The sequence below is a fragment of the Actinoplanes philippinensis genome, assembly GCF_900113015.1.
Lineage (GTDB): Bacteria > Actinomycetota > Actinomycetes > Mycobacteriales > Micromonosporaceae > Actinoplanes > Actinoplanes philippinensis.
Genome location: NZ_FONV01000015.1, coordinates 202,512 through 224,308, shown reverse-complemented (window position 1 = coordinate 224,308; position 21,797 = coordinate 202,512). Strand labels below are relative to the sequence as shown.

General features: G+C 68.9%; 23 protein-coding genes, 2 tRNA genes, 1 rRNA gene and 2 pseudogenes. 12 read left to right on the top strand and 16 right to left on the bottom strand.

Annotated elements, in window-relative coordinates; translation table 11 throughout:
- A 16S ribosomal RNA gene (locus BM290_RS36150) occupies positions 1 to 74 on the bottom strand; the annotation flags it as partial.
- 589 nt (positions 75 to 663) lie between these two features.
- Between BM290_RS36150 and BM290_RS36145 the strand changes: the two genes are divergently transcribed.
- Positions 664 to 879, top strand: a complete 216-nt coding sequence (locus tag BM290_RS36145) for a hypothetical protein (RefSeq protein ID WP_093620427.1) — start codon at positions 664 to 666, stop codon at positions 877 to 879.
- Between the two features lie 18 nt (positions 880 to 897).
- On the opposite strand, the gene BM290_RS36140 is transcribed toward BM290_RS36145, so the two are convergent.
- From BM290_RS36140 to BM290_RS36115, 6 genes are all read right to left on the bottom strand, one after another.
- Positions 898 to 1,704 (bottom strand): carbon-nitrogen hydrolase family protein, encoded by an 807-nt coding sequence (locus BM290_RS36140; RefSeq protein WP_093620426.1) that lies wholly within the window; start codon positions 1,702 to 1,704, stop codon positions 898 to 900.
- A 175-nt stretch (positions 1,705 to 1,879) separates the two neighbouring features.
- A complete protein-coding gene (gene clpX, locus BM290_RS36135) occupies positions 1,880 to 3,172 on the bottom strand; it encodes an ATP-dependent Clp protease ATP-binding subunit ClpX (RefSeq protein ID WP_093620425.1) in 1,293 nt (430 codons plus the stop codon).
- Between the two features lie 216 nt (positions 3,173 to 3,388).
- Positions 3,389 to 4,045 (bottom strand): ATP-dependent Clp protease proteolytic subunit, encoded by a 657-nt coding sequence (locus BM290_RS36130; protein WP_093620424.1) that lies wholly within the window; start codon positions 4,043 to 4,045, stop codon positions 3,389 to 3,391.
- 11 nt (positions 4,046 to 4,056) lie between these two features.
- Positions 4,057 to 4,695, bottom strand: a complete 639-nt coding sequence (locus BM290_RS36125) for a ClpP family protease (RefSeq protein ID WP_093620423.1) — start codon at positions 4,693 to 4,695, stop codon at positions 4,057 to 4,059.
- 209 nt (positions 4,696 to 4,904) lie between these two features.
- Complete coding sequence (tig, locus tag BM290_RS36120; protein WP_093620422.1) at positions 4,905 to 6,248, bottom strand: trigger factor; 1,344 nt, start codon at positions 6,246 to 6,248, stop codon at positions 4,905 to 4,907.
- Positions 6,249 to 6,284: 36 nt separating this feature from the next.
- Positions 6,285 to 6,358 (bottom strand) — tRNA-Pro (locus BM290_RS36115).
- A gap of 130 nt (positions 6,359 to 6,488) precedes the next feature.
- Between BM290_RS36115 and BM290_RS36110 the strand changes: the two genes are divergently transcribed.
- A tRNA-Gly gene (locus BM290_RS36110) sits at positions 6,489 to 6,562 on the top strand.
- Between the two features lie 46 nt (positions 6,563 to 6,608).
- Here BM290_RS36110 and BM290_RS50275 read toward each other — a convergent pair.
- From BM290_RS50275 to BM290_RS36095, 5 genes and pseudogenes are all read right to left on the bottom strand, one after another.
- A complete protein-coding gene (locus BM290_RS50275; protein ID WP_239143964.1) occupies positions 6,609 to 7,268 on the bottom strand; it encodes a tyrosine-type recombinase/integrase in 660 nt (219 codons plus the stop codon).
- On the bottom strand, positions 7,211 to 7,540 hold the full coding sequence (locus BM290_RS50970; RefSeq protein ID WP_373871133.1) for a hypothetical protein: 330 nt from the start codon (positions 7,538 to 7,540) through the stop codon (positions 7,211 to 7,213). The genes BM290_RS50275 and BM290_RS50970 overlap by 58 nt, the downstream gene beginning before the upstream one ends.
- A gap of 69 nt (positions 7,541 to 7,609) precedes the next feature.
- A pseudogene (locus BM290_RS51200) lies at positions 7,610 to 7,894 on the bottom strand (hypothetical protein); the annotation flags it as partial.
- Positions 7,810 to 8,775: a helix-turn-helix domain-containing protein gene (locus BM290_RS36100; RefSeq protein WP_093620421.1), complete on the bottom strand. Its 966-nt coding sequence runs from the start codon at positions 8,773 to 8,775 to the stop codon at positions 7,810 to 7,812. The gene BM290_RS36100 and the pseudogene BM290_RS51200, both read right to left, overlap by 85 nt.
- A gap of 15 nt (positions 8,776 to 8,790) precedes the next feature.
- A complete protein-coding gene (locus BM290_RS36095) occupies positions 8,791 to 9,756 on the bottom strand; it encodes an AraC family transcriptional regulator (RefSeq protein ID WP_143134044.1) in 966 nt (321 codons plus the stop codon).
- 139 nt (positions 9,757 to 9,895) lie between these two features.
- Between BM290_RS36095 and BM290_RS47650 the strand changes: the two genes are divergently transcribed.
- From BM290_RS47650 to BM290_RS36075, 4 genes are all read left to right on the top strand, one after another.
- A complete protein-coding gene (locus BM290_RS47650; protein ID WP_143134043.1) occupies positions 9,896 to 10,117 on the top strand; it encodes a hypothetical protein in 222 nt (73 codons plus the stop codon).
- A gap of 131 nt (positions 10,118 to 10,248) precedes the next feature.
- Positions 10,249 to 10,794 (top strand): STAS domain-containing protein, encoded by a 546-nt coding sequence (locus tag BM290_RS36085; RefSeq protein ID WP_093620418.1) that lies wholly within the window; start codon positions 10,249 to 10,251, stop codon positions 10,792 to 10,794.
- A 204-nt stretch (positions 10,795 to 10,998) separates the two neighbouring features.
- Positions 10,999 to 11,919: an RNA polymerase sigma factor gene (locus BM290_RS36080; RefSeq protein WP_093620458.1), complete on the top strand. Its 921-nt coding sequence runs from the start codon at positions 10,999 to 11,001 to the stop codon at positions 11,917 to 11,919.
- A gap of 32 nt (positions 11,920 to 11,951) precedes the next feature.
- Positions 11,952 to 12,812 carry an alpha/beta fold hydrolase gene (locus tag BM290_RS36075; RefSeq protein WP_177320033.1) on the top strand — a complete coding sequence of 287 codons (861 nt, stop codon included), beginning with the start codon at positions 11,952 to 11,954 and terminating at the stop codon, positions 12,810 to 12,812.
- 73 nt (positions 12,813 to 12,885) lie between these two features.
- Here the strand turns inward: BM290_RS36075 and BM290_RS36070 are convergent, their stop codons facing one another.
- Positions 12,886 to 13,458 (bottom strand): hypothetical protein, encoded by a 573-nt coding sequence (locus BM290_RS36070; RefSeq protein WP_143134042.1) that lies wholly within the window; start codon positions 13,456 to 13,458, stop codon positions 12,886 to 12,888.
- Between the two features lie 65 nt (positions 13,459 to 13,523).
- Positions 13,524 to 14,216 carry a zinc-binding dehydrogenase gene (locus BM290_RS36065; RefSeq protein WP_239143961.1) on the bottom strand — a complete coding sequence of 231 codons (693 nt, stop codon included), beginning with the start codon at positions 14,214 to 14,216 and terminating at the stop codon, positions 13,524 to 13,526.
- Between the two features lie 24 nt (positions 14,217 to 14,240).
- On the opposite strand from BM290_RS36065, the gene BM290_RS36060 reads away from it, so the two are divergent.
- The gene (locus tag BM290_RS36060) at positions 14,241 to 14,735 is read left to right on the top strand and encodes a MarR family winged helix-turn-helix transcriptional regulator (protein WP_093620456.1); all 495 of its coding nucleotides are present in this window, start codon (positions 14,241 to 14,243) and stop codon (positions 14,733 to 14,735) included.
- On the opposite strand, the gene BM290_RS36055 is transcribed toward BM290_RS36060, so the two are convergent.
- The gene (locus tag BM290_RS36055; RefSeq protein ID WP_177320032.1) at positions 14,703 to 17,672 is read right to left on the bottom strand and encodes a TIGR03767 family metallophosphoesterase; all 2,970 of its coding nucleotides are present in this window, start codon (positions 17,670 to 17,672) and stop codon (positions 14,703 to 14,705) included. The two genes, BM290_RS36060 and BM290_RS36055, sit on opposite strands and share 33 nt — an antisense overlap.
- Before the next feature lie 192 nt (positions 17,673 to 17,864).
- Here BM290_RS36055 and BM290_RS36050 point away from each other — a divergent pair, with 192 nt between their 5' ends.
- From BM290_RS36050 to BM290_RS50265, 3 genes and pseudogenes are all read left to right on the top strand, one after another.
- Complete coding sequence (locus BM290_RS36050) at positions 17,865 to 18,302, top strand: hypothetical protein (protein ID WP_143134041.1); 438 nt, start codon at positions 17,865 to 17,867, stop codon at positions 18,300 to 18,302.
- A 59-nt stretch (positions 18,303 to 18,361) separates the two neighbouring features.
- Positions 18,362 to 18,907, top strand: a pseudogene (locus BM290_RS51140) (carboxylesterase family protein); the annotation flags it as partial.
- An 89-nt stretch (positions 18,908 to 18,996) separates the two neighbouring features.
- A complete protein-coding gene (locus BM290_RS50265) occupies positions 18,997 to 19,860 on the top strand; it encodes a carboxylesterase/lipase family protein (protein WP_239143960.1) in 864 nt (287 codons plus the stop codon).
- Positions 19,861 to 19,868: 8 nt separating this feature from the next.
- Here BM290_RS50265 and BM290_RS36040 read toward each other — a convergent pair whose 3' ends face one another.
- The gene (locus BM290_RS36040) at positions 19,869 to 20,837 is read right to left on the bottom strand and encodes a hypothetical protein (protein ID WP_093620413.1); all 969 of its coding nucleotides are present in this window, start codon (positions 20,835 to 20,837) and stop codon (positions 19,869 to 19,871) included.
- A 123-nt stretch (positions 20,838 to 20,960) separates the two neighbouring features.
- Here BM290_RS36040 and BM290_RS36035 point away from each other — a divergent pair, with 123 nt between their 5' ends.
- Together BM290_RS36035 and BM290_RS36030 are read left to right on the top strand one after the other, a co-directional pair.
- Positions 20,961 to 21,281: an ArsR/SmtB family transcription factor gene (locus BM290_RS36035; protein ID WP_093620412.1), complete on the top strand. Its 321-nt coding sequence runs from the start codon at positions 20,961 to 20,963 to the stop codon at positions 21,279 to 21,281.
- The gene (locus BM290_RS36030) at positions 21,278 to 21,784 is read left to right on the top strand and encodes an SRPBCC domain-containing protein (RefSeq protein ID WP_093620411.1); all 507 of its coding nucleotides are present in this window, start codon (positions 21,278 to 21,280) and stop codon (positions 21,782 to 21,784) included. Before BM290_RS36035 ends, BM290_RS36030 begins: the two co-directional genes overlap by 4 nt.
- The last annotated feature ends 13 nt before the right edge of the window (positions 21,785 to 21,797 follow it).

Genomic DNA, 21,797 nt, shown 5'->3' with positions numbered 1-21,797 from the left:
CCTTTCCGCTCGACTTGCATGTGTTAAGCACGCCGCCAGCGTTCGTCCTGAGCCAGGATCAAACTCTCCAACAAAATCTTTGGAAAAGCGTCCCGACAACAAAAAGTTGCCAAAGGAATCTCCCACCCATCGCCTAAACGATGAGCCGGGGTATTGCCATAATTGGCACTGGCTTATCAAGCACCCTGTTGAGTTCTCAAAGAACAACCGCACATCAAGAGTCGAGCCCGTTAAAGGCTCGCCCTCGAGGCAACCGCTCAAATGTACCCGGTCGTTTCCGCCGCGCGAGGTCACCCTCACCGACAACGCCCAAGCTTCCCCGCGATGCGGGAAGTGGCCTTAGCAGACCGGCCTACGATCGCTTAACGATCTATCCGCCCGGCTCCCTGCTGGCTTTGCCACTCTACCCGGCCGGCTTCGCAACCGCAAATCCAATTTCTTGGATCTTCTGTCGCACCACCCGGTGCCGAGTTCGAGCATAACTCGCTCTCGACCGCCCCCGTGGCGCCTTCCGGATTGTCACTTTCGTGCCGCTCCGTGCCGGTTTCCCGCGGGCAGAGAGAAAGTTACGCGACCCATGCGGCCATCCGCAAATCGACGATCATGCCTGCCGAGCGCGTCGAGACTGCACACGACGGAGGCAAGCCATGACAGAGTGGTGGTATGGCCACTTCTCCCACACTGGCGGCCGACGCGGTCCTGGGCCTGCTCGTCCCGCTCTGGCAGTGGGCGATCGGGCTACTTGTGCTGGTCACGGTAGTGGTGTCGGCTCGGAAGCTGCTGATGCGTGGCCCCACCCGGATGGGCGGCGCACTACTCCTGCTGGGTGCGGCGGTGCTCGCGCTGACGGCGATCAGCTACCTCGTAGAGAGTTTGTGACGCCGGATACACCTGAGATCACGAGCCATTGATCAGCCTACGGTTGGCGAGGCTCGGAACCTCGGTTCGGATCGTCTCCAGCCGCTCCAGGTCCAGGTCAGCGAAGGTGACCCCGACAGTGTCCGCGGCCTGGGCGATCACCGTCCCCCACGGGTCGACGATCATGCTGCGGCCGAAACAGGTGCGCCCCGGCTCGTGATCACCGATCTGCCCCGCCGCGAGCACGTAACACTGGTTCTCGATCGCGCGTGCCCGCAGCAGCACCTCCCAGTGGTCGCGCCCGGTGTGCAGCATGAACGCGGCCGGCACCACGAGGATCCGGGCGCCGGCGATCGCCAGCTGCCGGTACAGCTCGGGGAACCGCAGGTCGTAGCAGATGCTCAGGCCGGTGGGCACGCCTCCGACGTCGGCGACGACAGTGGTCTCGCCGGGCGCCACGATGCGCGACTCCTGATAGGAGACCCGGCCGACGATCTCCACGTCGTACAGATGGATCTTGCGGTAGGTTGCCGCCCTCTCGCCGTCGGGACCGAAGAGCAGCGAGGTGTTGTAGGTGCGCTCGGCGTCCGGGCCGGTCTCGTGGAAGGAGCCGGCGTGCACCCACAGGCCGAGCTCGCGGGCCGCGGTCGAGAAGAAGGCGGCGAACTCGCCGTCGACCGGCTCCGGTTTCGGGGCGTCCGCGGCGCGACCGAGGAAGTCGACATACTCCGGCAGCACCGCGAACTCCGCGCCGCCGGCGGCGGCACGTTCGAGCAGATCACGAGCCACGGCGAGATTGTGGGCACGGTCATCCCGTGAGTTCAGCTGGCAGACGGCGACACGCATGAATCGAGCGTACGGCTACCCGTCCCGTTCCGGACCGGTCTCCTCCACTCAGCCCCGGTGCTGTCACCAGTCCCCAACACCCCGGTAATCCAGCCCGCGGGCGCGCGGAGGGCCGGAAATGGCACTGCCGTCACCCCCGGAAGGGCGACGGCAGTGTGGGACGGTGGAGAGCCGGTCAGGCGGATTTCTCCTCGCGCTCCGGACGACGGCGGCGGCCGACGAACTCGCGCGGGACGATCGTCGGGATCACGTTTTCCACGACGACCTCGCGGGTGATCACGACTCGGGCGGCATCAGGGTTGCTGGGCACCTCGAACATCACGTTCTGAAGCACCTCCTCCATGATCGCCCGGAGGCCACGGGCCCCGGTGCCCCGGAGCATGGCCTGGTCGGCGATGGCCTCCAGCGCGCCCTCGTCGAACTCCAGCTCCACGCCGTCGAGCTCGAAGAGACGCTGGTACTGCTTCACGTAGGCGTTGCGCGGCTCGGTCAGGATCTTGATGAGCGCGTCACGATCGAGGTTACGGACCGTGGTGATCACAGGGAGACGGCCGATGAACTCGGGGATCAGACCGAATTTCAGCATGTCCTCCGGCATGACCTTGCCGAAGATGTCGTCGGTGTTGCGCTCGGAGATCGACCGGAGGCGGGCGCCGAAGCCCACGCCACTCTGCCCGACCCGCTGCTCGATGATCCGGTCCAGCCCGGCGAAGGCGCCGCCCACGATGAACAGCACGTTCGTCGTGTCGATCTGGATGAACTCCTGGTGCGGGTGCTTACGGCCGCCCTGGGGCGGGACGTTCGCCACCGTACCCTCAAGGATCTTGAGAAGCGCCTGCTGGACGCCCTCGCCGGAGACGTCGCGGGTGATCGACGGGTTTTCGCTCTTGCGGGCGATCTTGTCGACCTCGTCGATGTAGATGATCCCCTGCTCGGCGCGCTTGACGTCGTAGTCGGCGGCCTGGATGAGCTTGAGCAGGATGTTCTCGACGTCCTCGCCGACGTAGCCGGCCTCGGTCAGCGCGGTGGCGTCCGCGATGGCGAACGGCACGTTGAGCATGCGGGCCAGCGTCTGGGCCAGGTGCGTCTTACCGCAGCCGGTCGGGCCGATCAGCATGATGTTGGACTTGGCCACCTCGACGTCGCTGCCCCCACCGGGCGCGCCGTTCGACTCGGCCTGGATCCGCTTGTAGTGGTTGTAGACCGCTACGGAGAGTGCTCTCTTCGCCTGCTCCTGGCCAACGACGTAGTTGTCCAGGAACTGGCAGATCTCCATCGGCTTGGGAAGCTCTTCCCACTTCACCTCGCCGGTCTCAGCCAGCTCTTCTTCGATGATCTCGTTGCAGAGGTCGATGCACTCGTCGCAGATGTAGACCCCGGGGCCTGCGATGAGCTTCTTGACCTGCTTCTGCGACTTCCCACAGAAGGAGCACTTGAGTAGGTCGCCACCGTCGCCGATCCGTGCCACCTACGTTCTCCCTGCGTTCATTGGCCGGCCGTCGACCGGACCTTGTACGAGGACTGATTGCCTCGTTGCCATCTATCGTCCGCCGACCCGCCCACCTGAGGCTGCAGTCTCGACGTTACCCGCAAAGGGGCTGTTCTCCGACCCCCCAAAACGGGCGTGTCAGGGGTCGGCCAGTCTAGCGCCAGCCGGCCGGCCCCTGACACCGCGCTCCCAGGGTCAGACGCCTGCGGTCTGGAGGCTCTTCTTACGAGTCGCCAGAACGACGTCGACCAGCCCGTACTCCTTGGCCTCGTCCGCCGTCATGATCTTGTCGCGGTCGATGTCCTTGCGGACCTGCTCCACCGGCTTCGAGGAGTGGTGCGAAATCAGCTCCTCCAGCTGGGTCCTCATCCGCATGATCTCGCGCGCCTGGATCTCGATGTCCGACCCCTGACCGTAACCACCCTCGGTGGCCGGCTGGTGGATGATGATCCGCGAGTGCGGCAGCGCCATCCGCTTGCCCGGGGTGCCACCGGCGAGCAGCACCGCGGCCGCGCTGGCCGCCTGGCCGAGGCAGACGGTGCTGATGTCGGGCCGCACATACTGCATGGTGTCGTAGATCGCGGTCATCGCCGTGAACGAGCCACCGGGCGAGTTGATGTACATCAGGATGTCGCGGTCCGGGTCGGTGCTCTCCAGCGTCAGCAGCTGGGCCATCACGTCGTTGGCCGACGCGTCGTCCACCTGCACGCCGAGGAAGATGATCCGGTCCTCGAACATCTTGTTGTACGGGTTGGACTCCTTGATGCCCCACGAGGTGCGCTCGGAGAACGAGGGCAGCACGTAGCGGTTGTGCACCGGAGCGAACCCGGGAGGCATGGAAAGGTCGGTCATGGTTCAGCTCCTCAGTTCAGCGTTCCGGCACCGTCCGGAACCTGCGTGGCCCCGGTGATCACCTTGTCGATGAAGCCATAGTCCTTCGCCTCCTCGGCCGTGAACCAGCGGTCCCGGTCGAAGTCGGCCGCGATCTGCTCCTGAGTCTGACCCGTGTGAAACGCGATCCGCTCCTGGAACATCCGCTTGGTGTAGAGCATCTGCTCGGCCTGGATGGCGATGTCGGCGGCGGTGCCACCCATGCCACCGGACGGCTGGTGCATCATGATGCGCGCGTGCGGCAGCGCGAAACGCTTGCCCGGGGTCCCGGCGCAGAGCAGGAACTGCCCCATCGAGGCGGCCATGCCCATCGCGACGGTCTGCACGTCGTTGTCGATGAACTGCATCGTGTCGTAGATGGCCATACCCGAGTAGACAGAGCCGCCCGGCGAGTTGATCCAGAGGTGGATGTCGGCCTCCGGGTCCTCGGCGGAGAGCAGCAGCAGCTGCGCGCAGATGCGGTTGGCGCTCGCATCGGTCACCTCGCTGCCGAGGAAGATGATCCGCTCGCGCAGCAGGCGGTTGAAGACCGAGTCGTCGAGGTTGCCACTCAGGGTGTCACCGCCGCCGCGCCGCGACACGGGCCCGGTGGGGATGTGGAGATCGGTCATGGCAGCCCTTCACAGCTTGCTGTGTCGGCCGAAGGGTCCGGCCGGCAGGTTGTCCGTCGTACGACCAACCTAACTGGTCGGATGCGCATCAGCTTCCCGCTCGGGCAGGTGTTCGCTGACAGCGCATCGGGTGGCCGTACCCCCCGGAAAAGACACCGGCCACCGCGCACCGTGAGCGGTGCGCGGTGGCCGGGGAGAAGCGATTCAGATCAGTGGTTGTGACCCGCGTGGTCGTCGGCGTCGCGCAGGTCGTCCAGCGAGAGCGTGTTGCCCTCGGAGTCCTTCATCGTGACCCGCTCCATGACCGAGGCCAGCGCCTTGCCCCGGCGCACGTCGCCGAAGACGGCGGCCGCGGCGCCCGAGCGCACCAGCTGGTCGTAGTACTGCTGGGGCTGCATCTGGGCGCGCTGCGCCCGGTGCACGATCTCGTGGCCGAACTCGTCGTCCGTGACCTGCACGTCCTCGGCGTCGGCGATGGTGTCGAGCAGCAGCTGGATCCGGACGCCCTCCTGAGCGGCCTCGGTCAGCTCCTGGTCGATCTGCTCCTCGGTCTTCTCCTCGGAGGCGAGGTAGTCGGCCAGGGTCGCGCCGATCCGCTCCAGCTGGTCGGTCATGGCCTGCTTGCGGCCCTCGACCTCGTCCTTGACGACACCCTCCGGTGCGGGGATCTGGGCGGCCTCGACGAGCTGCTTGAGCGCCTCGTCACGGGCGGCGTAGATCTGCTCGACCTTCTTCACCTTGGTGATCCGGGTCTGCAGGTCCTCACGCAGCTCGGCCAGGGTGTCGAACTCGCTCGCCAGCTGGGCGAAGTCGTCGTCGATCTCGGGGAGCTGCTTGTCCTTGACGCTCTTCACGACGACCTTCACCTCGGCGTCACGGCCGGCGAAGTCGCCGCCCACGAGCTGGGTGGTGAAGGTGGCCTCCTCGTCGGCGGAGAGGCCGACGAGCACCTCGTCCAGACCGGGGAGCAGCTGCTTGCTGCCGACCTCGTGCGAGATGTTGGTGGCCGAGCCGCCCGGAACGTCCTCACCGTCGACGGTGGCGTTCAGGTCGAGCTGAACGTAGTCACCCTCCGCAGCTGGGCGCTCCACGGTCTTCAGGGTCGCGAAGCGCTCACGCAGGCCGTTGATCTGCTCGTCGATCTCGCTGTCGCCGATCTCGATCGCCGGGACCTCCACGGTGATCGCGGAGAGGTCCGGCACGACGATCTCCGGGCGGACGTCGACCTCGGCCGTGAACTTCAGCGGCGCGTTGTCGGCGAACTCGGTGATCTCCACCTCGGGACGGCCGAGGGTCTTCACGTCGTGCTCCTGGACCGCGGCGAGGATCTGCTGCGGGATCGCCTCCTGAACAGCCTCGTTCAGAACGGCGCCACGGCCGACGCGCTGGTCGATCACCGCCGCCGGAACCTTGCCCTTGCGGAAGCCCGGCACCTGGACCTGCGCGCCGATCTCCCGGTACGCCTTCTGCAGGCTCGGCTTGAGCTCCTCGAACGGCACCTCGATGGCGAGCTTCACCCGAGTCGGGCTCAGAGTCTCGACGGTGCTCTTCACAGGCGTACTCCTTGTTGCTGCGGATGTTGGTGTCAGTCGGGGTGGCGGGATTTGAACCCACGGCCCCTCGCTCCCAAAGCGAGTGCGCTACCAAGCTGCGCCACACCCCGTGGCGTCGGCCAGTGTATGCGGTCCGCTCGCCTGCGTGTGCGCTGGAGTCACCTGCTGGGGAATCCGGTTCGCGCGGACGGGAGATGATTCAGTAAGCTGTGCACGAGCCCCGGGGTTTCCGGGGGTCACGCGGGCGTAGCTCAATGGTAGAGCCTCAGTCTTCCAAACTGATTACGCGAGTTCGATTCTCGTCGCCCGCTCCACTACGAAGGCCCAGGTCAGCGGTGGTTTCGCCGACCTGGGCCTTCGTCATTCACCCGCCCGGATGATCTTGCGTGCCATTAGCGTGCCATTAGGTGTCGGACCTCGGTCCTCGGTCGCGCTTGGCCGCCTTGCCGGTGCCAGGTGTGGCGTCTGTCGGCTTGCTGCGCTTCGCTCGCTTGCCGCCCACGGCCTTCGCCGGCTTCCCTGCCGAATCCTTGGTCGGCTTCCCTGACTTCGTGCCCTTGGTGATCCGCTTGTCCATGCTCTCGGCGATCTCGCGGTCCCGTTCGCTCGTCGCGTGCTGGTGATCAACGCCGCCCGCATGCTCGCGTGACCCATCCGGTGCATCAGCTCGCGCGTGCTCGCGCCGCTCGCCGCCGCGATGTTGTTGCCGGCGTGCCGCAGGTCATGAAAGTGGAATCCCGCTGGCATCCCCGCGTCCGCCAGCACCTTCGACCACTTCACCGCCCGCCGGAACTTCCCCGTCCGCAGCGGCATGTCCTTGTCACCGGTGAAGACCAGCGCCTCCGGAGGGGCGGCGGTGAACTCTGCCAGGTGCCCGGACAGGGCCTTGCGGGCAACTGCCGGAAGAGCGACGACCCGGATGCCAGCCGCCGACTTCGGCGGACCGAACTCCAGACCCGACTTCAAAGCCGCCAATTTCCTGGTACGCGGACCGTCCCGACCGCCAAATCCACGTCGCACCGCCGAAGCGCGGCCAACTGGCCCCACCGGAGGCCGGAGAACGCAGCGGCCGTGATCAACGCCACGTATCGGGGCGGCATTTGCTCCGCGAGCGCGAGGACCTGGGCGACGGTGGCGACCGGCCGCTCCGGCGCGTGGTACCGGTCGTAACCGGGGATCCGGCACGGGTTCTGCTCCAAGATCTCGTCCTCACGGACCGCGGTGTCGAGGATCGCCCGTAGCAGCGAGTACGACTTCACGGCCTGCGGCTCGATGGTGCCGCCGGCCAGCAGCTTGCCGCGGATGATCTCCGACCCGACCAGGGTCAGCCACTGGGCCGCCGACTTCTCGGTCTCGAAGGTGTGGTCAGCGTTGCGGGTGATCCCGTCCGAGCCGAGGTGGCGCGCCTGGTAGCGGCCCGAGGGCAGCTTGCAGTACACCGCTTTGCGTGTGGCCGCTTCGACCACCCCGGCTCTCTCGCGTGTGTCCGATCCGGCGAGTACTCGGGTTCTGTGGGTTGTCCGAGGAAGTGGCCGGCTGGTTGGGACGCGGGGGCGTGGGGTCAGGTGCGCAGGGTTCGGGATGGGGTGGTGCCGTAGGCGTCGTGGTAGGCGGCGGTGAAGCGGCTGTGGTTGGCGAATCCCCATCGGCTGGCGATGGCGAAGACGGTGGTTGTGGTGGGGTCGGCTGCCTGCAGGTCACGGTGGGCATGGTGCAGGCGGACTTGGCGTAGGTAGGCGGTCGGGGTGGTGTCGAGGTGGCGGCGGAACGCGACCTGGATGGTGCGGATGGTGACGTGGGCGGCGGCGGCGATGTCGGCGGCGCTGATGTCGCGATTGGCGTTGTCGTCGATAAATGTGATGGCGCGGCGCAGGCAGTCGGGGTGAGCGTCGCGGCGGTCTTCGATGGTCGGGTCGGTCAGGGCGGTGTTGGCGAACGTGGTCAGAGTGGCCGCGGCGAGAAGTCGCGCGGCGTTGCCGAGCACGAGCGGGGTGGCGACTTCCGGGTCGAGCAGGGTGTCGGCAAGGTAGCGTCGAGTGTTCCACCAGTGCGCGGCGACTGCGGGTGTGGTCGGGTTGAGGCTGGTGAAGCGCAGCGGTGCGGGTCGGCGGCCGGGGGCGGTGGCCGCGACCTGGGCCAGCAGGCCGGGGTCGAGGACGATGTCGGTGATTTCACCGGGTAGCCACCGCGCCGTGTACGGCTGATCGGGGTAGGCAATCATGAAAAGGTCCCCAGGTGCGTAGCGATGGTCGGCATCGCCGCACATGCGTTGCATCGGGGAGGTCATTGTCCGGGTGATCACAATCGCATTCAGCGGCCCGATGTGAAAGTCGACGTCGGCAGACAGATCGACGGTATCCAGCGCGAAGACCCCGGCATCAGTGCGGTGGTGGCGCAGCTGCGGCCGGTCAATGTCGGTACGTAGGTGCAAGGCGCTGTACGTGCTGCTGAGGAACTGCTCGATCGCGTCCGCGCCGGTGACCGTGAGCGTGATGGTCTGCACGGCGGTCCGCTCCGTTGTGGTCATGACGGGTCCTCCGTCTCAGGTGCGCAGGGTATGGCTGGGCAGTTGGCCGTAGGCGGCGCGGTAGGCGGCGGTGAACCGGCTGTGGTCAGCGAATCCCCAGCGGCGGGCGATGCCGGCGACGGTGGCTCCGGTGGTCCGGTCGGCGGCTTGCAGGTCGCGGTGGGCGTGTTCGAGGCGAACCTTGAGCAGGTAGCCGGTCGGGGTGGTTTCGTAGTGGCGGCGGAACCCGGCTTGCAGGGCGCGGCTGCTGAGCCCGGCGGCGGTGGCGATCTGGTCGAGGGTGATCGGGTCGGCGCCGTGGGCGTCGATGAAGGCGACCGCGCGGCGGATTGCGGCCGGAGCGATCTGGCCGGGTCCGGGGGTGTAGCCCCGGGTCATGGTCGTGTTCGGGAACACGCTGAGCGTGGCGGTGGCGACGGTGTCGATGGCGGCGTCGAGCAGCAGCGCAGGAATGCCCGACTGATCGGAACCGGCCAGCAGCCGGGTCAGATACGCGATGGTGGCCAGCCACTGCCGGTTCCCGGCCGGGGTCGTGGCGGTCATCGCCTCGAACCGGAAATCAGCCTCGGCCACGCCGGCCCGGGCCGCGAGGCGGGTCACCGTCGATAGGGGAAGCTGCAGAACCTGGTAGGTCATCCGGTCCATCAGCAGGTCCAAACCGACGTGCGGCGGGTACAGCAGCGCCTCGCCGCGGCCGGCCAGCGCGTGTCGCCGGCCGGCGGTCACACCGATCTGGCCATCGAGAAGGCTGACCACCACCAGGGACGTGAACGGCTGGACCACCATCGCCATACCCGCCTGATAGGTGAGCTGATCGACAGTCAGTGGACCTGCGGCGGCCGACGCTGAGCGAAACACGAACCTTTCAGCGCTTCCCACCACCCGGGTGCGGTGCTCGACGTACCGCCGGCTCATCAGCTCCTGGACCTCGCCGAGATCGCGGGACTGCATCGCGCCGCGGACAACCGGTATCGGTGTCACCACTACCGTCCTCCGTCCCGTACGCCCTCGACGGCAAGGCCCGCTCAAGGATGCGCGGATTCCGTTACGCTTACCCGGAAAACGATGCCTCAAGCGGGCCGACGTTGACGGCAGGTCACCCCTGCGTGTGCATGGAGACGTGAAGGACAGCAGCGACTGGTCCCCAACCGTCGGCCACGTCGATGCGTTGCGCGCTTACGGGGCGCGGGCCCGCGACCGCGCTCACCAGCGCGCGGTCATCGCCGAGCACCTTTCCGAACGGGCCCGCGCCGCTCGGCGCGACGCCGACCTGGCCCGCGACCGCGCTGCTGCACTGCACGCCGATCAGCGGAGCCGCCGGGCAGCCGCAGGGTTCGCGTAGCGCACAGAACGCCGCCGGGGCGTCGTGATTCGTCGTAGTCCCTTCAGCCCACCACGATCAGGCTGGACGGACAGACCTGGCTTCGCCCCTGCGCGCCGTCATGGCCGGGTCGTCGAGCCGAGGGAGCAGCCATGAACCGCATCGGTGCCGGCGCAGGCCGCGCGGCACCATCCGCTGAGCAGGCCGGCAGTCTCCGCATCGACGACACCGGCAGTCCGGACACCGCCCAGCTCCATGCACACGGTGAGTTCGACCGCGACAACTGCGACCAGATCGCCACTGCAGTCGCCGAGGTCATCGTCACCGGCCCCACCCGGATCGTCCTCGACCTGGCTGAAGTCACCTTCATCGACGCCGCCACCATGAGAGCTTTAGCCGTCGCCGGCGATGTCGCCGCGACCGCCGGCGCGACCCTGCACGTCCAGAACGCCACCGGTATCGTTGCGCTCGTTCTCAGCATCACTGGTGTCTCGCACACGCCGGCCGGCAAGGGCCGGGCTCCCGAACCGGCGCCCGCCCGCGTCCTCGCCGCCGGCGGCCGCAGGACCCGCCCGCACGGGTCGTACGGTGCTGTGTCGTTCAGCGCCGAACTCGTCGCGACTTCAACTGCCCTGACCGAGCGTGCCCGAGCCCTCATCAGCGACGCCCGCCGGATCATCGCCGCGCCAGATCACTGAGACCACACCCGCGGGCACCGGGCAACCGATGGGGATCGTGCTAGGGAACCGACAGGAACGGTCCGCACGCCCCCGGGATGCACTGGTAAGAATCGGATACTCTCCGGCCGCGACACACCGGCGCCTCCGACGATGCTGCCGTACGGCTGATTTCCGGGAACTGCGCGCCCGAGTCGGCCGATCTTGGTCGACTACCATCCCGAGGTGGACAACTCGGAGCTGGTGCGGTGCGCCCAGAACGGCGAGGCCACCGCGCTGGGTGTGCTGCTGGGGCGCCATGAGGCTGGGATGCGCGCGGTCGCGCTGAGCCTGCTGGGCTACGGGCCGGACGCCGAGGACGCGGTGCAGGACGCCATGGTCACCGCCATCCACCGGATCGGGGAGGTGCGGGATCCGGACGCGGCCGGCGCGTGGCTGCGGGCCCTGGTGCGTAACAACTGCCGCATGCGGCTGCGAGGCAAACGCCCGATTCCCGTCGCCGATCCGGGCCTTCTGCTGCCGCCGGCGGCCGGTCCGGGGCCGGAGGAGCTGATCGAGCAGGCGGCCCTGCGCGACTGGGTGTGGCATGCCATCGGCGAGCTGTCGGAGGCCGATCGCGTGGTCCTGTTGCTGCGCCACTTCAGCGGCGCCACCTCGTACGATCAGATCGGCGCTCTCTGCGGTCTGCCGGTCGGCACGGTCCGTAGCCGGCTCAGCCATGCTCGCCGCACAATGCTGTCGGCTCTGCGGGCGACCGCCGGCCAGGCACATCCCGACAGCTCGGCACGAGCCGCGGCCCGGCAACGGGAGGCCGCCGACGCGATGGCGGCGGCGATGCGAGGCGATTTTCGTCAGGTCGTCGAGGATCTGTGGTGGCCGGACGCCTCGTTCATCGCCCGATCGCCCGGCCTGCACGGTGGAACCGATGTGGCGCTCAACGGGATGGACTGTGATCTGCAGGCGGGTGTACGCCAGCGGCTGATCTCGGTCGTCGCCGGTGACGACGTGCTGATCTGGGAGACGGAACTGATCAGCCCATCCGCGGATCCTGATCATTGCCCGCCCAGCGCGCTGTGGCTGCACTCGCTCGACAGGGAACGAGTGCGCTCCATCACGCTGTTCCATCCCGAGATTTCTTCGAACTGAGCGAACTTTCCGGTCCTCCCGAGCATCCGGTCATGCCAGTACGCCTCGGACGGGAGAGTCCCTTGAACACCAACATCACGCCAGGAACCCACACCATTACTGTCAGCAATGTTCGGCAGGTCTATCACGTCGCGGGCCGGGGTCCGGTGTGCGTCGCGCACTCCGGCGGTCCGGGCATCGACTCGGCCTATCTCCGGATGCCTCTGCTCGAGCAGCACTACACGATGGTCTACCTGGAGCCCGTGGGTACCGGCGACTCCGGTCGTCTCGATCAGTACGGGCTGGACGTCTACGTGTCCTTCCTCGCCGCCGTGGTGGACGACCTCGCATCGCCGCAGGTCCACCTCCTCGGCCACTCGCACGGCGGTTTCGTGGTCCAGCAGTATGCGCTCGACCACCCCAGCCGGGTCGCGGGCCTGATCCTGTACGACACCTCACCGGTCACCGGCCCCGATTTCTGGGAGTCGGCGATGGCGGGCGTGACCGCGTACGCCGCCGTCGATCCGCGGGTGCCCGCCGCTTTCCAGAGTGCGGTGACAGCCACCGACGACGAGGCCATGACCGCGGGGCTGCGGGAGGCGGTGCCGGTGTACTTCGCGGACTTCCCGAACCGGCGGAGGGAGTTCGAGTCCTTCGTCGCCGGTATCCGCGCGTGGATCGTCCGGCAGGATTCCGAGCCCTTCGACGTTCGCGCACGGCTCGGCGAGATCACCGCGCCGACCACCGTCATCGTGGGCGCACACGACTTCATCTGCGGGCCGCGGTGGGCCGCCCTGCTGCACCGGGGCATCCCCGGTTCCCGGCTGGTCGAGTTGAAGGCCAGCGGTCATTTCGGCCATCTCGAGGAACCGGCCGAGTTCACGCAGGCCGCCGCCGCGCTCCTCGAACGGTGACGGCAGCCCGCGGGCCCATCCGACATCGGTGGGCCCGCGGGCTGCCGCACGTCCCTCGGGGGACCGTGATCCGTCAGTCCAGGGCCAGCATCCATTCCAGGCCGTCGCGTGTGGTGACGATGTCCTGTTCGCGGGACTGCGCGGTGAAGACGAGCACGCGGCCGCCGTTGCGCGGGAGCAGGTAATGGCCCTGCCACCACTGTTCGCCCTCGTGCTCGTACGTCAGCTCGATGACCTGCACGTCATTGCGCATCGTGCGGCGCTCGACGACCGTCTGGCCCGCGGCGACCAGTGTCTCCGGGTCGATGGGATGCGCCGAGCCCTGCACGGAGATCGACGCGTCGTTCTCGCCGACCAGGCAGTACGGCGGCATCGTGCACTCGATGTCGAAGCCGGCGGGCCATGCCGCGTCGAAGGGGCTGGTCTCGATGACCCAAAGCGGGTGGTCCGGGCCGGGGCTCACGTCGACGATGCCGGGCGCCGACCGCGGGTCCGCCGGGTCGACGAGCGCCGTGGCCGGGCCGTCGTCACGCCAGTTCGTCACCAGCACGGCGTCGGGCGCCGCGTCGGAACGCGCGAACGTGTACGGCCAATACGGCACCAGCACCACGCCGAAGCCGGCGAGGCGAGCCATGACGTGTCCCATGGACGCGCACTGTAATCAGAGCAGCTCGGCCTCGGCGCGCCGGCCTGCGGATCCGCACGGTGGTGTCATGGACGAAGGACGACCTTGCCGCGGTTGGTGCGGGATTCGATGATTCGCAGTGCGGCTGCGGCGTCGGTGAGCGGGAGTTCGGCGTGGATGCCCGGACGCAGCCGGCCGGTGGCGTGCAGCTGCCAGAGCAGCTCGTCGTGCCGCTGGTACAGCTCGGGGTGGGTGGTGGCGAATCGTCGTATCGCCATGCCGGTGATGGTTGTGGAACCGGCGAGCAGGGTGTGGGCGGGCACGGTGCCGCCGCCGGAGTTGAAGTAGATCAGCCGTCCGCCGGGGCGCAGGCCGGCCAGCGCTCGGGGCAGCAGGTCCCCGCCGACGGCGTCGAGGACGACGTCTACGGGCTCACCCCAGTCGACATCGTCGTAGACGACGGCCTCGTCAGCGCCGAGGTCCCGGACGAAGGTCGTCTTGGCCGCGGAGCCGACGGCCGCCACGACCCGGCCGATTCCGCGGATCCTCGCCAGTTGCACGGCCAGGTGCCCGACCCCGCCCGCGGCCCCGGTGACGAGGACGGACTCGTCCGGCCGCGGGTCGGCGGTGGTCAGCGCCGCGAGCGCCACGTGCCCGGAGCGGACCAGGGCGACGGCCTGCACGCTGTCGGCGTGCTCGGGAATGTGGCTCGCGGTGGCGGTGGGCACGGTGACGAAGTCGGCGTAGGCGTCGATAGGTGCTTCGTTGGGATGTCCCAACGGATTTCCGGCAGGAGGCGGATGATGTCCGAGGAGTTGTACGCGCCGGCCCGGATCCGCGTGCTGCCGAGTTGGCTGCTGGGCCGTGCCGCAGCCCACGGTCACCGGCTCGTCGCGCAGGCACTGGCCGGCGAGGGCGTCCGGATGATGCATCACGCGGTCCTGGCGAGCGTCGCTGAACTGGGCCCGGTGTCGCAGGCCGACCTCGCCCGAGTGCTGCGCGTCGACCCCAAGGACATGGTGGCGACTCTGCGTGAGCTCCGCCGGCACGGCTGGGTCACCAGCACCCCGGACCCGGCCGACCGGCGCAAGAACGCCATCGCCATCACGCCGGCCGGCGCCGGGCTGCTGGAACGGACGGAACGACTCGGCGACCAGGCCAACGCGAGACTGACGGCCGCCCTCACCCCGGCGGAGCGCGACCAGCTCACGCATCTCCTGGGCCGCATCCTCGCCCACGCCGCGACTACCGGACAGCCCCGGCGGTCACAGGCCGGTGAGGGTACGGGTGGGGCGTAGCCGGAACTTCAGGAAGCCCATGTCGCCGCCCCAGTCGCTGCTGCTCGGGATGCTCTGCTTGCAGCGGTAGAGCAGGCCGGCGTCGTCGATCACGTACAGTTCCATCCGCCCGTGGCCCCCGTTCCGCTCGGCGGCCACGTGCCGGATCCGCAGGGTGCGGTCCTGGTATGTGGTCGGCAGCACCGCCCACGGCGCCCACTCCCCGCTGTGCGGGGTGGTCTCGAAGCGCTGATGGAGCCGTCCGTCGCCGTCGACGGCGAAGAGGGCCAGCCGGCCGTCCATGTTCAGGGCCAGGTCGACGGCCTCGAACATGCCGTCCAGCGGGAAGGCCGGGCCCCATTCCTCCTCGGTACGGGCGTTCGGGTGGTACGCCTTGCGGTGGAAGAGGCGGCCTTCCTCGTTGATCCCGACCAGGACGGCGCATCCGTCGCTTCCGGTCCGGACGGCCATCCGGGTCGTCGCGCCGTACAGCTGGGTCCAGGGGTTGGTCCAGGTGCCGCCGTCGGGGGCGTCCTGCCAGCGGTGCTGGATGACACCGCTGCCGTAGTTGGCGTAGAGGTGCAGGTTTCCCGCCTGGTCGGTGGTGGCGGCCGCCGTGGCGAAGACGCCGTCCAGCGGCTGGGGCTGGGTGTAGGTGCTGCTGTTGGGCGCGGTCTGGGAGCGGCGGGTGACGGTGCCCGAGCCGTCGACGGTGAAGAGTTCGACGCGCCCGTCCCGGTTGACGGCCGTGGTGACCGACTGCCAGCCGGTGCCCTGGTCGAGCTTCGTCCACGGCACCAGGTCCCCGCTGACGGTGCGCTGGTGGGTGTTCCAGAGGTTGCCGGCGGCGTCGATGCCGAAGAGTTCCAGCCGGCCGTCCAGGTTGCGGGCGATCGCGATCGGCGAGCCGGCCGGAACTGGCGCGTTGAGCGGGAAGGGGGCCGGCAGCAGGAGTTGGGTGTTGCGGTCTTCGAGTCGTCCCATCCGGCGTTTGATGTCGCGGGTGTCGCCTTCGGCGCCGACCTCCTGCGGGTCGTTGGTGGCCAGTTCGCGGGCGAGGGCGGCGAGCTGGATCGGGTCGCTGAGGTCCGCGCCGTGTGCCAGTGGCGCGTCCAGGTCGACCATGGTGGTGAAGATTGAGATCGTGGCAGGTCCGGCCGCGCCGCCGAATTCGCCCGCCTGCTGGGCCTCGGGGCTCGCGGCGATCTCGATGATGCGGCTCTGGATCGGCCAGTCGATGTGCGAGGCGGTGCCGATCTCCCAGAATCCGCCGTTGAGCGCCTGCCCGAGCCGGGGGTAGGGCTTGATGTCGTTGCGGTGGGTGTGGCCGGTGACCAGTGCGATCACGTTCGGGTAGGCGAGCAGCAGCCGGCGCAACGCGTCGCCTCGCCACTGGACCGTGCCGACCAGGTCCGGTCGTCCTCGCGGCGGCAGGTCCGCGTTGTCCATCGAGTCCAGGGTGTGGTGGCAGAAGATCACGAACAGCTTGTCGCGTACGCCGGGCTGGTTCACGATCGTCGAACCGGCGCCGTCGGTGAGGCCCCGTCCGGGAATGATCAGGTCTTCGCGGGGGCGTGTGCCGCCGTTCTCCATGATGATCGACGGTGGCGGTTCGGTGGGTACGAGATAGGTGGAGCTGTTGGCCCGCAGCTGGGTCTCGAGCCAGTCCATCTGGGCCTCGGTGATCGACCCGCTCGCGCCGCCGTTGATGTTCACGGTGTCCAGCGTGATGAACTGGACCAGGTCGGAGTCGGCAGACGGGATGCTGTAGTAGGCCTCGCCCCGCCCCGCGGTGAATCCGTGTCCCGCCGGGGCGCCGGTGGTGGTGAAGTGCTCCTGGACGAACGCGCGCCGGCCGAGCAACCGGCGATTGTCGTCCGGGGTGACGTCGACTCTGATCAGGTTCCGGGCGATGGCCAGTTTGTCGAAGAACCCGAAGTCCTCGTACCGGTCGGGCGGCGTGGCCGCGGTGTCGACGATCTTCTCGCCGCCGACCGCGACGTCGCGGGGGTCGCCGGTCCAGATCTGCTGCAGGTTGTCCGAGGAGAGGAAATCGGGGTCCAGCGGCACGTTGCCCTGGACCTCTCCGTCATGGTTGCCGTAGGCGGCGTACCAGGGCATTCCCAAACCGATCGAGGTGTACGAGGCGCGGGCCGCCGCGAGAACGCCGGGAAGCCCGGGGAAGCCGAGCGCCTTGTACTTGTCCGGCACCGTGGTGTCGGGCGCCCAGAACTCCGGGTCGTGGAAGCCGCTCGGGTTCCCTCCGGCCAGGTTGGAGCCGACACTCTCGTCCACGCCGATGGCCCCGGAGTCGGGGAGGATCGTCTGCCCGCCGTCGAGCAGGTCGATGTACCAGCGGGTCTCGTTGTACTGGCAGTTGTCGGTCATGTCCCCGGTGACGATGGTGAAGCCGAGGGGGGTTCTGGTGCGCGGCCCGGTGGTCATCCCGCGGATGGCCTTGACCATGGCGTGGGTGAGATGCGTCGACAGGAACTCGTGCGGCCGGTACGCCGAGTCGAACGGGTAGGTGCCGAAGTGCGGGGGCCCGGAGTTCGCGTAGCGGTCCAGGAACTCGACTCGCGCCGGCGACTGGTCGTCCACGATGTGCAGGTCGGTGAACTGGACGAACGCCGCGATCGGCAGTGTCACGTGGCCCGGGGTGCGGCGCATCTCGGTCCGGAGCAGGTGCGGTTCTCCGTCGCCCTTCTCCAGCGTCTGGTAACCGGCGGCCTTGTCGTAGCTCTTGCGCTGGACCGTCCGGTCCCAGGAGGTGATCGGCGGCGGGACGGCAACCGCCGCCGAGGGCGCCACGGCGTCGGTGGCGGTGGTGGTGACGAGGCCGTCGAGCGGACCCGAGGACAGGACGATCCCGGGACCGATGGCGGCCGCGCCGCGGAGCAGTTGACGCCGGCTGACGCCACGGCCGGCCGCCGCGGAGTCGTCCTGATGGTGACCCATGCCGTGAATCCCCTTCGCTGCGCAGACCGTCGCCCGTCTGCCGTTGACCGGGTCCGGCGTGTACCGGCCCCGCACTGAAGGCGTTCCACGCCGTTCCATCCACCGCACCCGAGTCACACCGTGTGTCCGCCGGGGGCCGAGGGGAGGCCATTAGCGTTCGCCCCATTTGCCCCACGCGTTAGGAGTGGATTGATGAGGGTTCGTCACATCATGGGTGCTGTGGCGCTGGCCGCGCTCGCGGGTTGCTCCAGCCCGGCGCCGGCGGACAAGGCCGCCGCGCCGGCCGCGCCGGAGGCCACCGCCGCTTCGCAGGCCGCCGGCGCGCTGCCCGTGTGCGGCGAGGTGTTCGTCCCGGACCAGAAGGTCAGCGGGTTCGACGAGCAGAAGGGCTGCACCGGCAAGGACGGGACGGTTCAGTTCATCGGGGCGATCGAGTGCTCCGACGGGACGAAGCTGTGGCCGGTGGACGCCAGCACCGGCGCGCCGACCGGCTACGGGCGGGAAGGACAGGTCTACCGGGTGGTCAAGGGCGAGGTCCAGGCGGACAACGGCTACAAGCAGGCGTACGAGGAGTGCATGAAGGAGGCGCCCGGAGGAGCCAGCGCCGCGCCGTCCGCCGCCGCGGGGTGATCCGGGACCGTCCGAAATGGTTGGCGCGGGGCCGGGCGTACCCGTGATGATGCGCAGTCATGACGGGAATCGCCGCGCCCGAGGTGCGCATCACTGCCGGACGACTGCGCGGGAGCTGGGAGAACGGTCTGGCGGTCTTCCGCGGGATCCGCTACGCCGAGCCGCCGGTGGGGCCGCTGCGGTTCGCCGCTCCACAGGCGGCACGGGAGTGGACGGGCGTCCGCGAGGCGCTGGCCTTCGGGCCGGCCGCGCCGCAGAGTGATGTGCTCGGCACCGGCCTCCCGCCCGCTCGGGACGAGGACTGGCTGACGGTGAACGTGTGGTCGCCGGCCGTGGAGGCCGGCGCCGCACTGCCCGTGATGGTGTGGATCTACGGCGGCGGCTACGCGCTCGGTTCGGCCGGCCGGCCCGAGTACGACGGCGGGCGGCTGGCGAGCGACGGCCGGGTCGTGCTGGTGACGTTCAACTACCGGCTCGGCGTGGAGGGGTTCGCCGGGATCGCGGGGGCGCCCGCCAACCGGGGCCTTCTCGACCAGGTCGCGGCGCTGGAGTGGGTCCGGGACAACATCGCGGCGTTCGGCGGCGATCCGGGCCGGGTCACGGTCTTCGGCGAGTCGGCGGGCGGCGGCTCGGTGGCGGCGCTGCTGGCCATGCCCGCGCGGCGGGCCTGTTCCGGCGGGCGATCGCGCAGAGCGTGCCGGGCCCGTTCCTCTCCTCCGCCCTGGCCGGTGACATCGGCGCCGCCATCGCGGCTGAGCTGGGGCTTCGCGCCACCGTCGACGATCTCGCCGGGGTGGAGCCGGCGCTGCTCACCGCGGCCGGCGACTCGGTCGCCGCGGGGATCGCTGCACGGAGCCGGCGATGGGGTACGGCAGCGCACGGCTCGATCCTGTTCGCTCCGGTGGTCGACGGCGAGGTCCTGCCGGTCACCCCATGGCGGGCACTGGCGGACGGGGCCGGCCGGGGCGTCGACCTGCTGGCCGGGCACACCCGGGACGAGCACCGGCTGTTCGCCTTCCTGGGTGGTGTGCTCGGCCGGGTGACGCCGGAGCAGGCCGCGACGGCGTTGTCGATCTTCGCGCCGGGGCGGTACGACCTCGCCTACCCGGAGGCCGGACCGGACCGCCTCCACGAGCTGGTGCACTCCGACTGGCTGTTCCGGATGCCGTCGCTGCATCTCGCCGAGGCGCAGGTGGCCGGTGGCGGGCGCGCGCACCTCTACGAGCTCGCGTGGTCCGCGCCGGGGATGGGTGGCGTGCTGGGCGCCTGTCACGGCCTGGACGTGCCGCTGGTCTTCGGCAATCTCACCGAGGGGCAGCCGGCCATGCTGCTCGGCTCACCCCCGGGCGCGGGCGCGGCGGAGCTGTCCGCGCAGATGCGCTCGGCGTGGACACGGTTCGCGGCCGACGGCGATCCGGGCTGGGCCGGTTATGACACGGCGGGACGGCTCACCCGGGTCTTCGACGATGCGGCGGCCGTCGTCCCGTACCCCGAAGAGGCCTCTCGGGTCCTCTGGCGGGGACATTCCTTCGACCCGTTGCCGCTGCTGGACGTGTGAGGGGCGAGTCAGTCCAGGTTGTCCCGCGTGTAGGCGCGGGACTTGACGAAGAAGTCGATGTCGTCCCAGGGGTGCTCGGTGATCCAGTCCTCGCCGATCGCCTCGTACAGGCTCCAGGCCGGCTTGTGGAAATCGCCGTAGGTGAGGGCGAAGGCGAAGTTGTTCCAGGCGATCGGGGTGAGCAGCGTCTCACGGTAGTCGTCGTGCCAGACCGACAGCTGGGAGGCGTCCCAGATGTCGTCCATCACCTTCGTGGACTCGTAGTAGGTGAGGTCCAGGGTGCGGTCGGGCTCGCCGGGCTTCCTGGACTTCGCCAGATTCCACGTGTGGGCGCGATGGGCCAGCACCATCAGGGCCGGGACGTGGGTGGCGGGACAGGCGATCGCGCGGGTACGGGCGAAGTCGAACATCGCGGCGGTGTTGCCTCCCCAGTCGGGGCGCAGGCACCAGAGCATCTCCTCGTGGCCGTACCAGTGTGCGGGGTCGACGGCGATCAGGCGCTCGAACCGTCGCCACCGCTCCACCAGCGGCAGGTGCAGGGCCCGGCTCGCCTCCAGCTTGTACACCCAGGCGTCGGCGTCGGCGGGGCTCCGGTCCAGCACCTCGTCCAGGAGTTCCTCGGCCCGTAGCAGGTGGTCCTTCATGATCGTGCGGTCGTCGTCGGTGGCCGTGCCGTCGGTGGCGGCGCCGGGCAGCTCCCAGGACCAGCTGACCATGTGGACGGCCTTGATCAGGAGCGGGAGAACGGAATCGGGCTCCTCGCGGATGATCCCGTTGATCCACTTCTCGATGCCCAGGGTGCCGGCGGCCACCCGCACGTAGTAGGAGCGGTGCTCCGGGTCGGCGGTGGAGAGGATCGCCCGGGCCGTGTCCCAGTCGCGTTTGCGCAGCACGAAACGGAGACGTTCAGCGTCGGGGTCGCCGAGGAAGTGGCAGAAACCGGGAGGTTCCTCAGCGGCTTTGCGGAATGGCCACACGGGCGGAGCGTAGCCCGACGGGTGATCGATTTCAGCCTTCCCACCGCTGTGGGCACGGTTCGATCCGGTCCCGGCGCCGGCCGCGGTTTGACAGGTGACCATATGGTCACATAACTTAGCGTCATGACGGACGACGATCGGGTGTTCAGAGCTCTGGCCGACCCGAGCCGCCGGTTCCTGCTCGACCTGCTCTTCGCCCGTGACGGCCGCACGCTGACGGAGCTGGAGGGCGAGCTGGAGATGACCAGGTTCGGCGTCGCCAAGCATCTGCGGGTGCTCGAGGAGGCGGGTCTCGTCGTCGTGCGCCGTTCCGGCCGGGAGAAATTGCATTACCTCAACCCGGTGCCGATCCGGCAGATCCATGACCGGTGGATCGACAAGTTCACCGAGCAGCACGTCACCGCACTGATCGATCTCAAGCACACGCTGGAGGAAGAGTCATGAGCGACACCCAGGTCTTCCGTATCTGGATCAAGGCGCCGGCCGAAAAGATCTGGCAGGCGATCACCGACCCGGAGTGGACGGCGAAGTATGCGTACCAGGCGCCCCAGTTCTACGAGCTGACGAAGGGCGGCCGGTTCTACTCGACCGCCACCCGGGAGATGAAGGACTACGCGACGGCCGGCGGGTTCGAGCTGCCCGAGATCATCATCGACGGCGAGGTGCTGGAGGCCGAGCCGCCGCGGCGCCTCGTGCAGACGTGGCGGATGCTGATGGACCCGACCACCGGGGCCGAGCCGTTCACCACGCTGACGTATGAGATCGAGGAGGCCGGCGCCGGGGTGCAGCGGCTCACCATCACCCACGACACGCCGGGCGCGCCAGCCACCGCCGCGATGGTCCGCGGCAACCCGGAGGCCGGCGCCGAGGGTGGCGGCGGATGGGCCTGGGTCCTCAGCGATCTCAAGTCACTGCTGGAGACCGGCAAGACCATGGCCGCCGCGTAGGCGCCCGGCCGGG

Bases quoted from the DNA above. Each gene is read 5' to 3' on its own strand.
- BM290_RS36070 (WP_143134042.1), bottom strand. From the start codon at position 13,458: ATGGGACACGTCATGGCTCGCCTCGCCGGCTTCGGCGTGGTGCTGGTG.
- BM290_RS36060 (WP_093620456.1), top strand. From the start codon at position 14,241: ATGTCCGAGGAGTTGTACGCGCCGGCCCGGATCCGCGTGCTGCCGAGT.
- BM290_RS36035 (WP_093620412.1), top strand. From the start codon at position 20,961: ATGACGGACGACGATCGGGTGTTCAGAGCTCTGGCCGACCCGAGCCGC.
- BM290_RS36030 (WP_093620411.1), top strand. From the start codon at position 21,278: ATGAGCGACACCCAGGTCTTCCGTATCTGGATCAAGGCGCCGGCCGAA.
- BM290_RS36050 (WP_143134041.1), top strand. From the start codon at position 17,865: ATGAGGGTTCGTCACATCATGGGTGCTGTGGCGCTGGCCGCGCTCGCG.
- BM290_RS36130 (WP_093620424.1), bottom strand. From the start codon at position 4,045: ATGACCGACCTTTCCATGCCTCCCGGGTTCGCTCCGGTGCACAACCGC.
- BM290_RS36140 (WP_093620426.1), bottom strand. From the start codon at position 1,704: ATGCGTGTCGCCGTCTGCCAGCTGAACTCACGGGATGACCGTGCCCAC.
- BM290_RS36145 (WP_093620427.1), top strand. From the start codon at position 664: ATGGCCACTTCTCCCACACTGGCGGCCGACGCGGTCCTGGGCCTGCTC.
- BM290_RS36085 (WP_093620418.1), top strand. From the start codon at position 10,249: ATGAACCGCATCGGTGCCGGCGCAGGCCGCGCGGCACCATCCGCTGAG.
- BM290_RS36075 (WP_177320033.1), top strand. From the start codon at position 11,952: ATGCCAGTACGCCTCGGACGGGAGAGTCCCTTGAACACCAACATCACG.
- BM290_RS36100 (WP_093620421.1), bottom strand. From the start codon at position 8,775: ATGACCACAACGGAGCGGACCGCCGTGCAGACCATCACGCTCACGGTC.
- BM290_RS36055 (WP_177320032.1), bottom strand. From the start codon at position 17,672: ATGGGTCACCATCAGGACGACTCCGCGGCGGCCGGCCGTGGCGTCAGC.
- BM290_RS36125 (WP_093620423.1), bottom strand. From the start codon at position 4,695: ATGACCGATCTCCACATCCCCACCGGGCCCGTGTCGCGGCGCGGCGGC.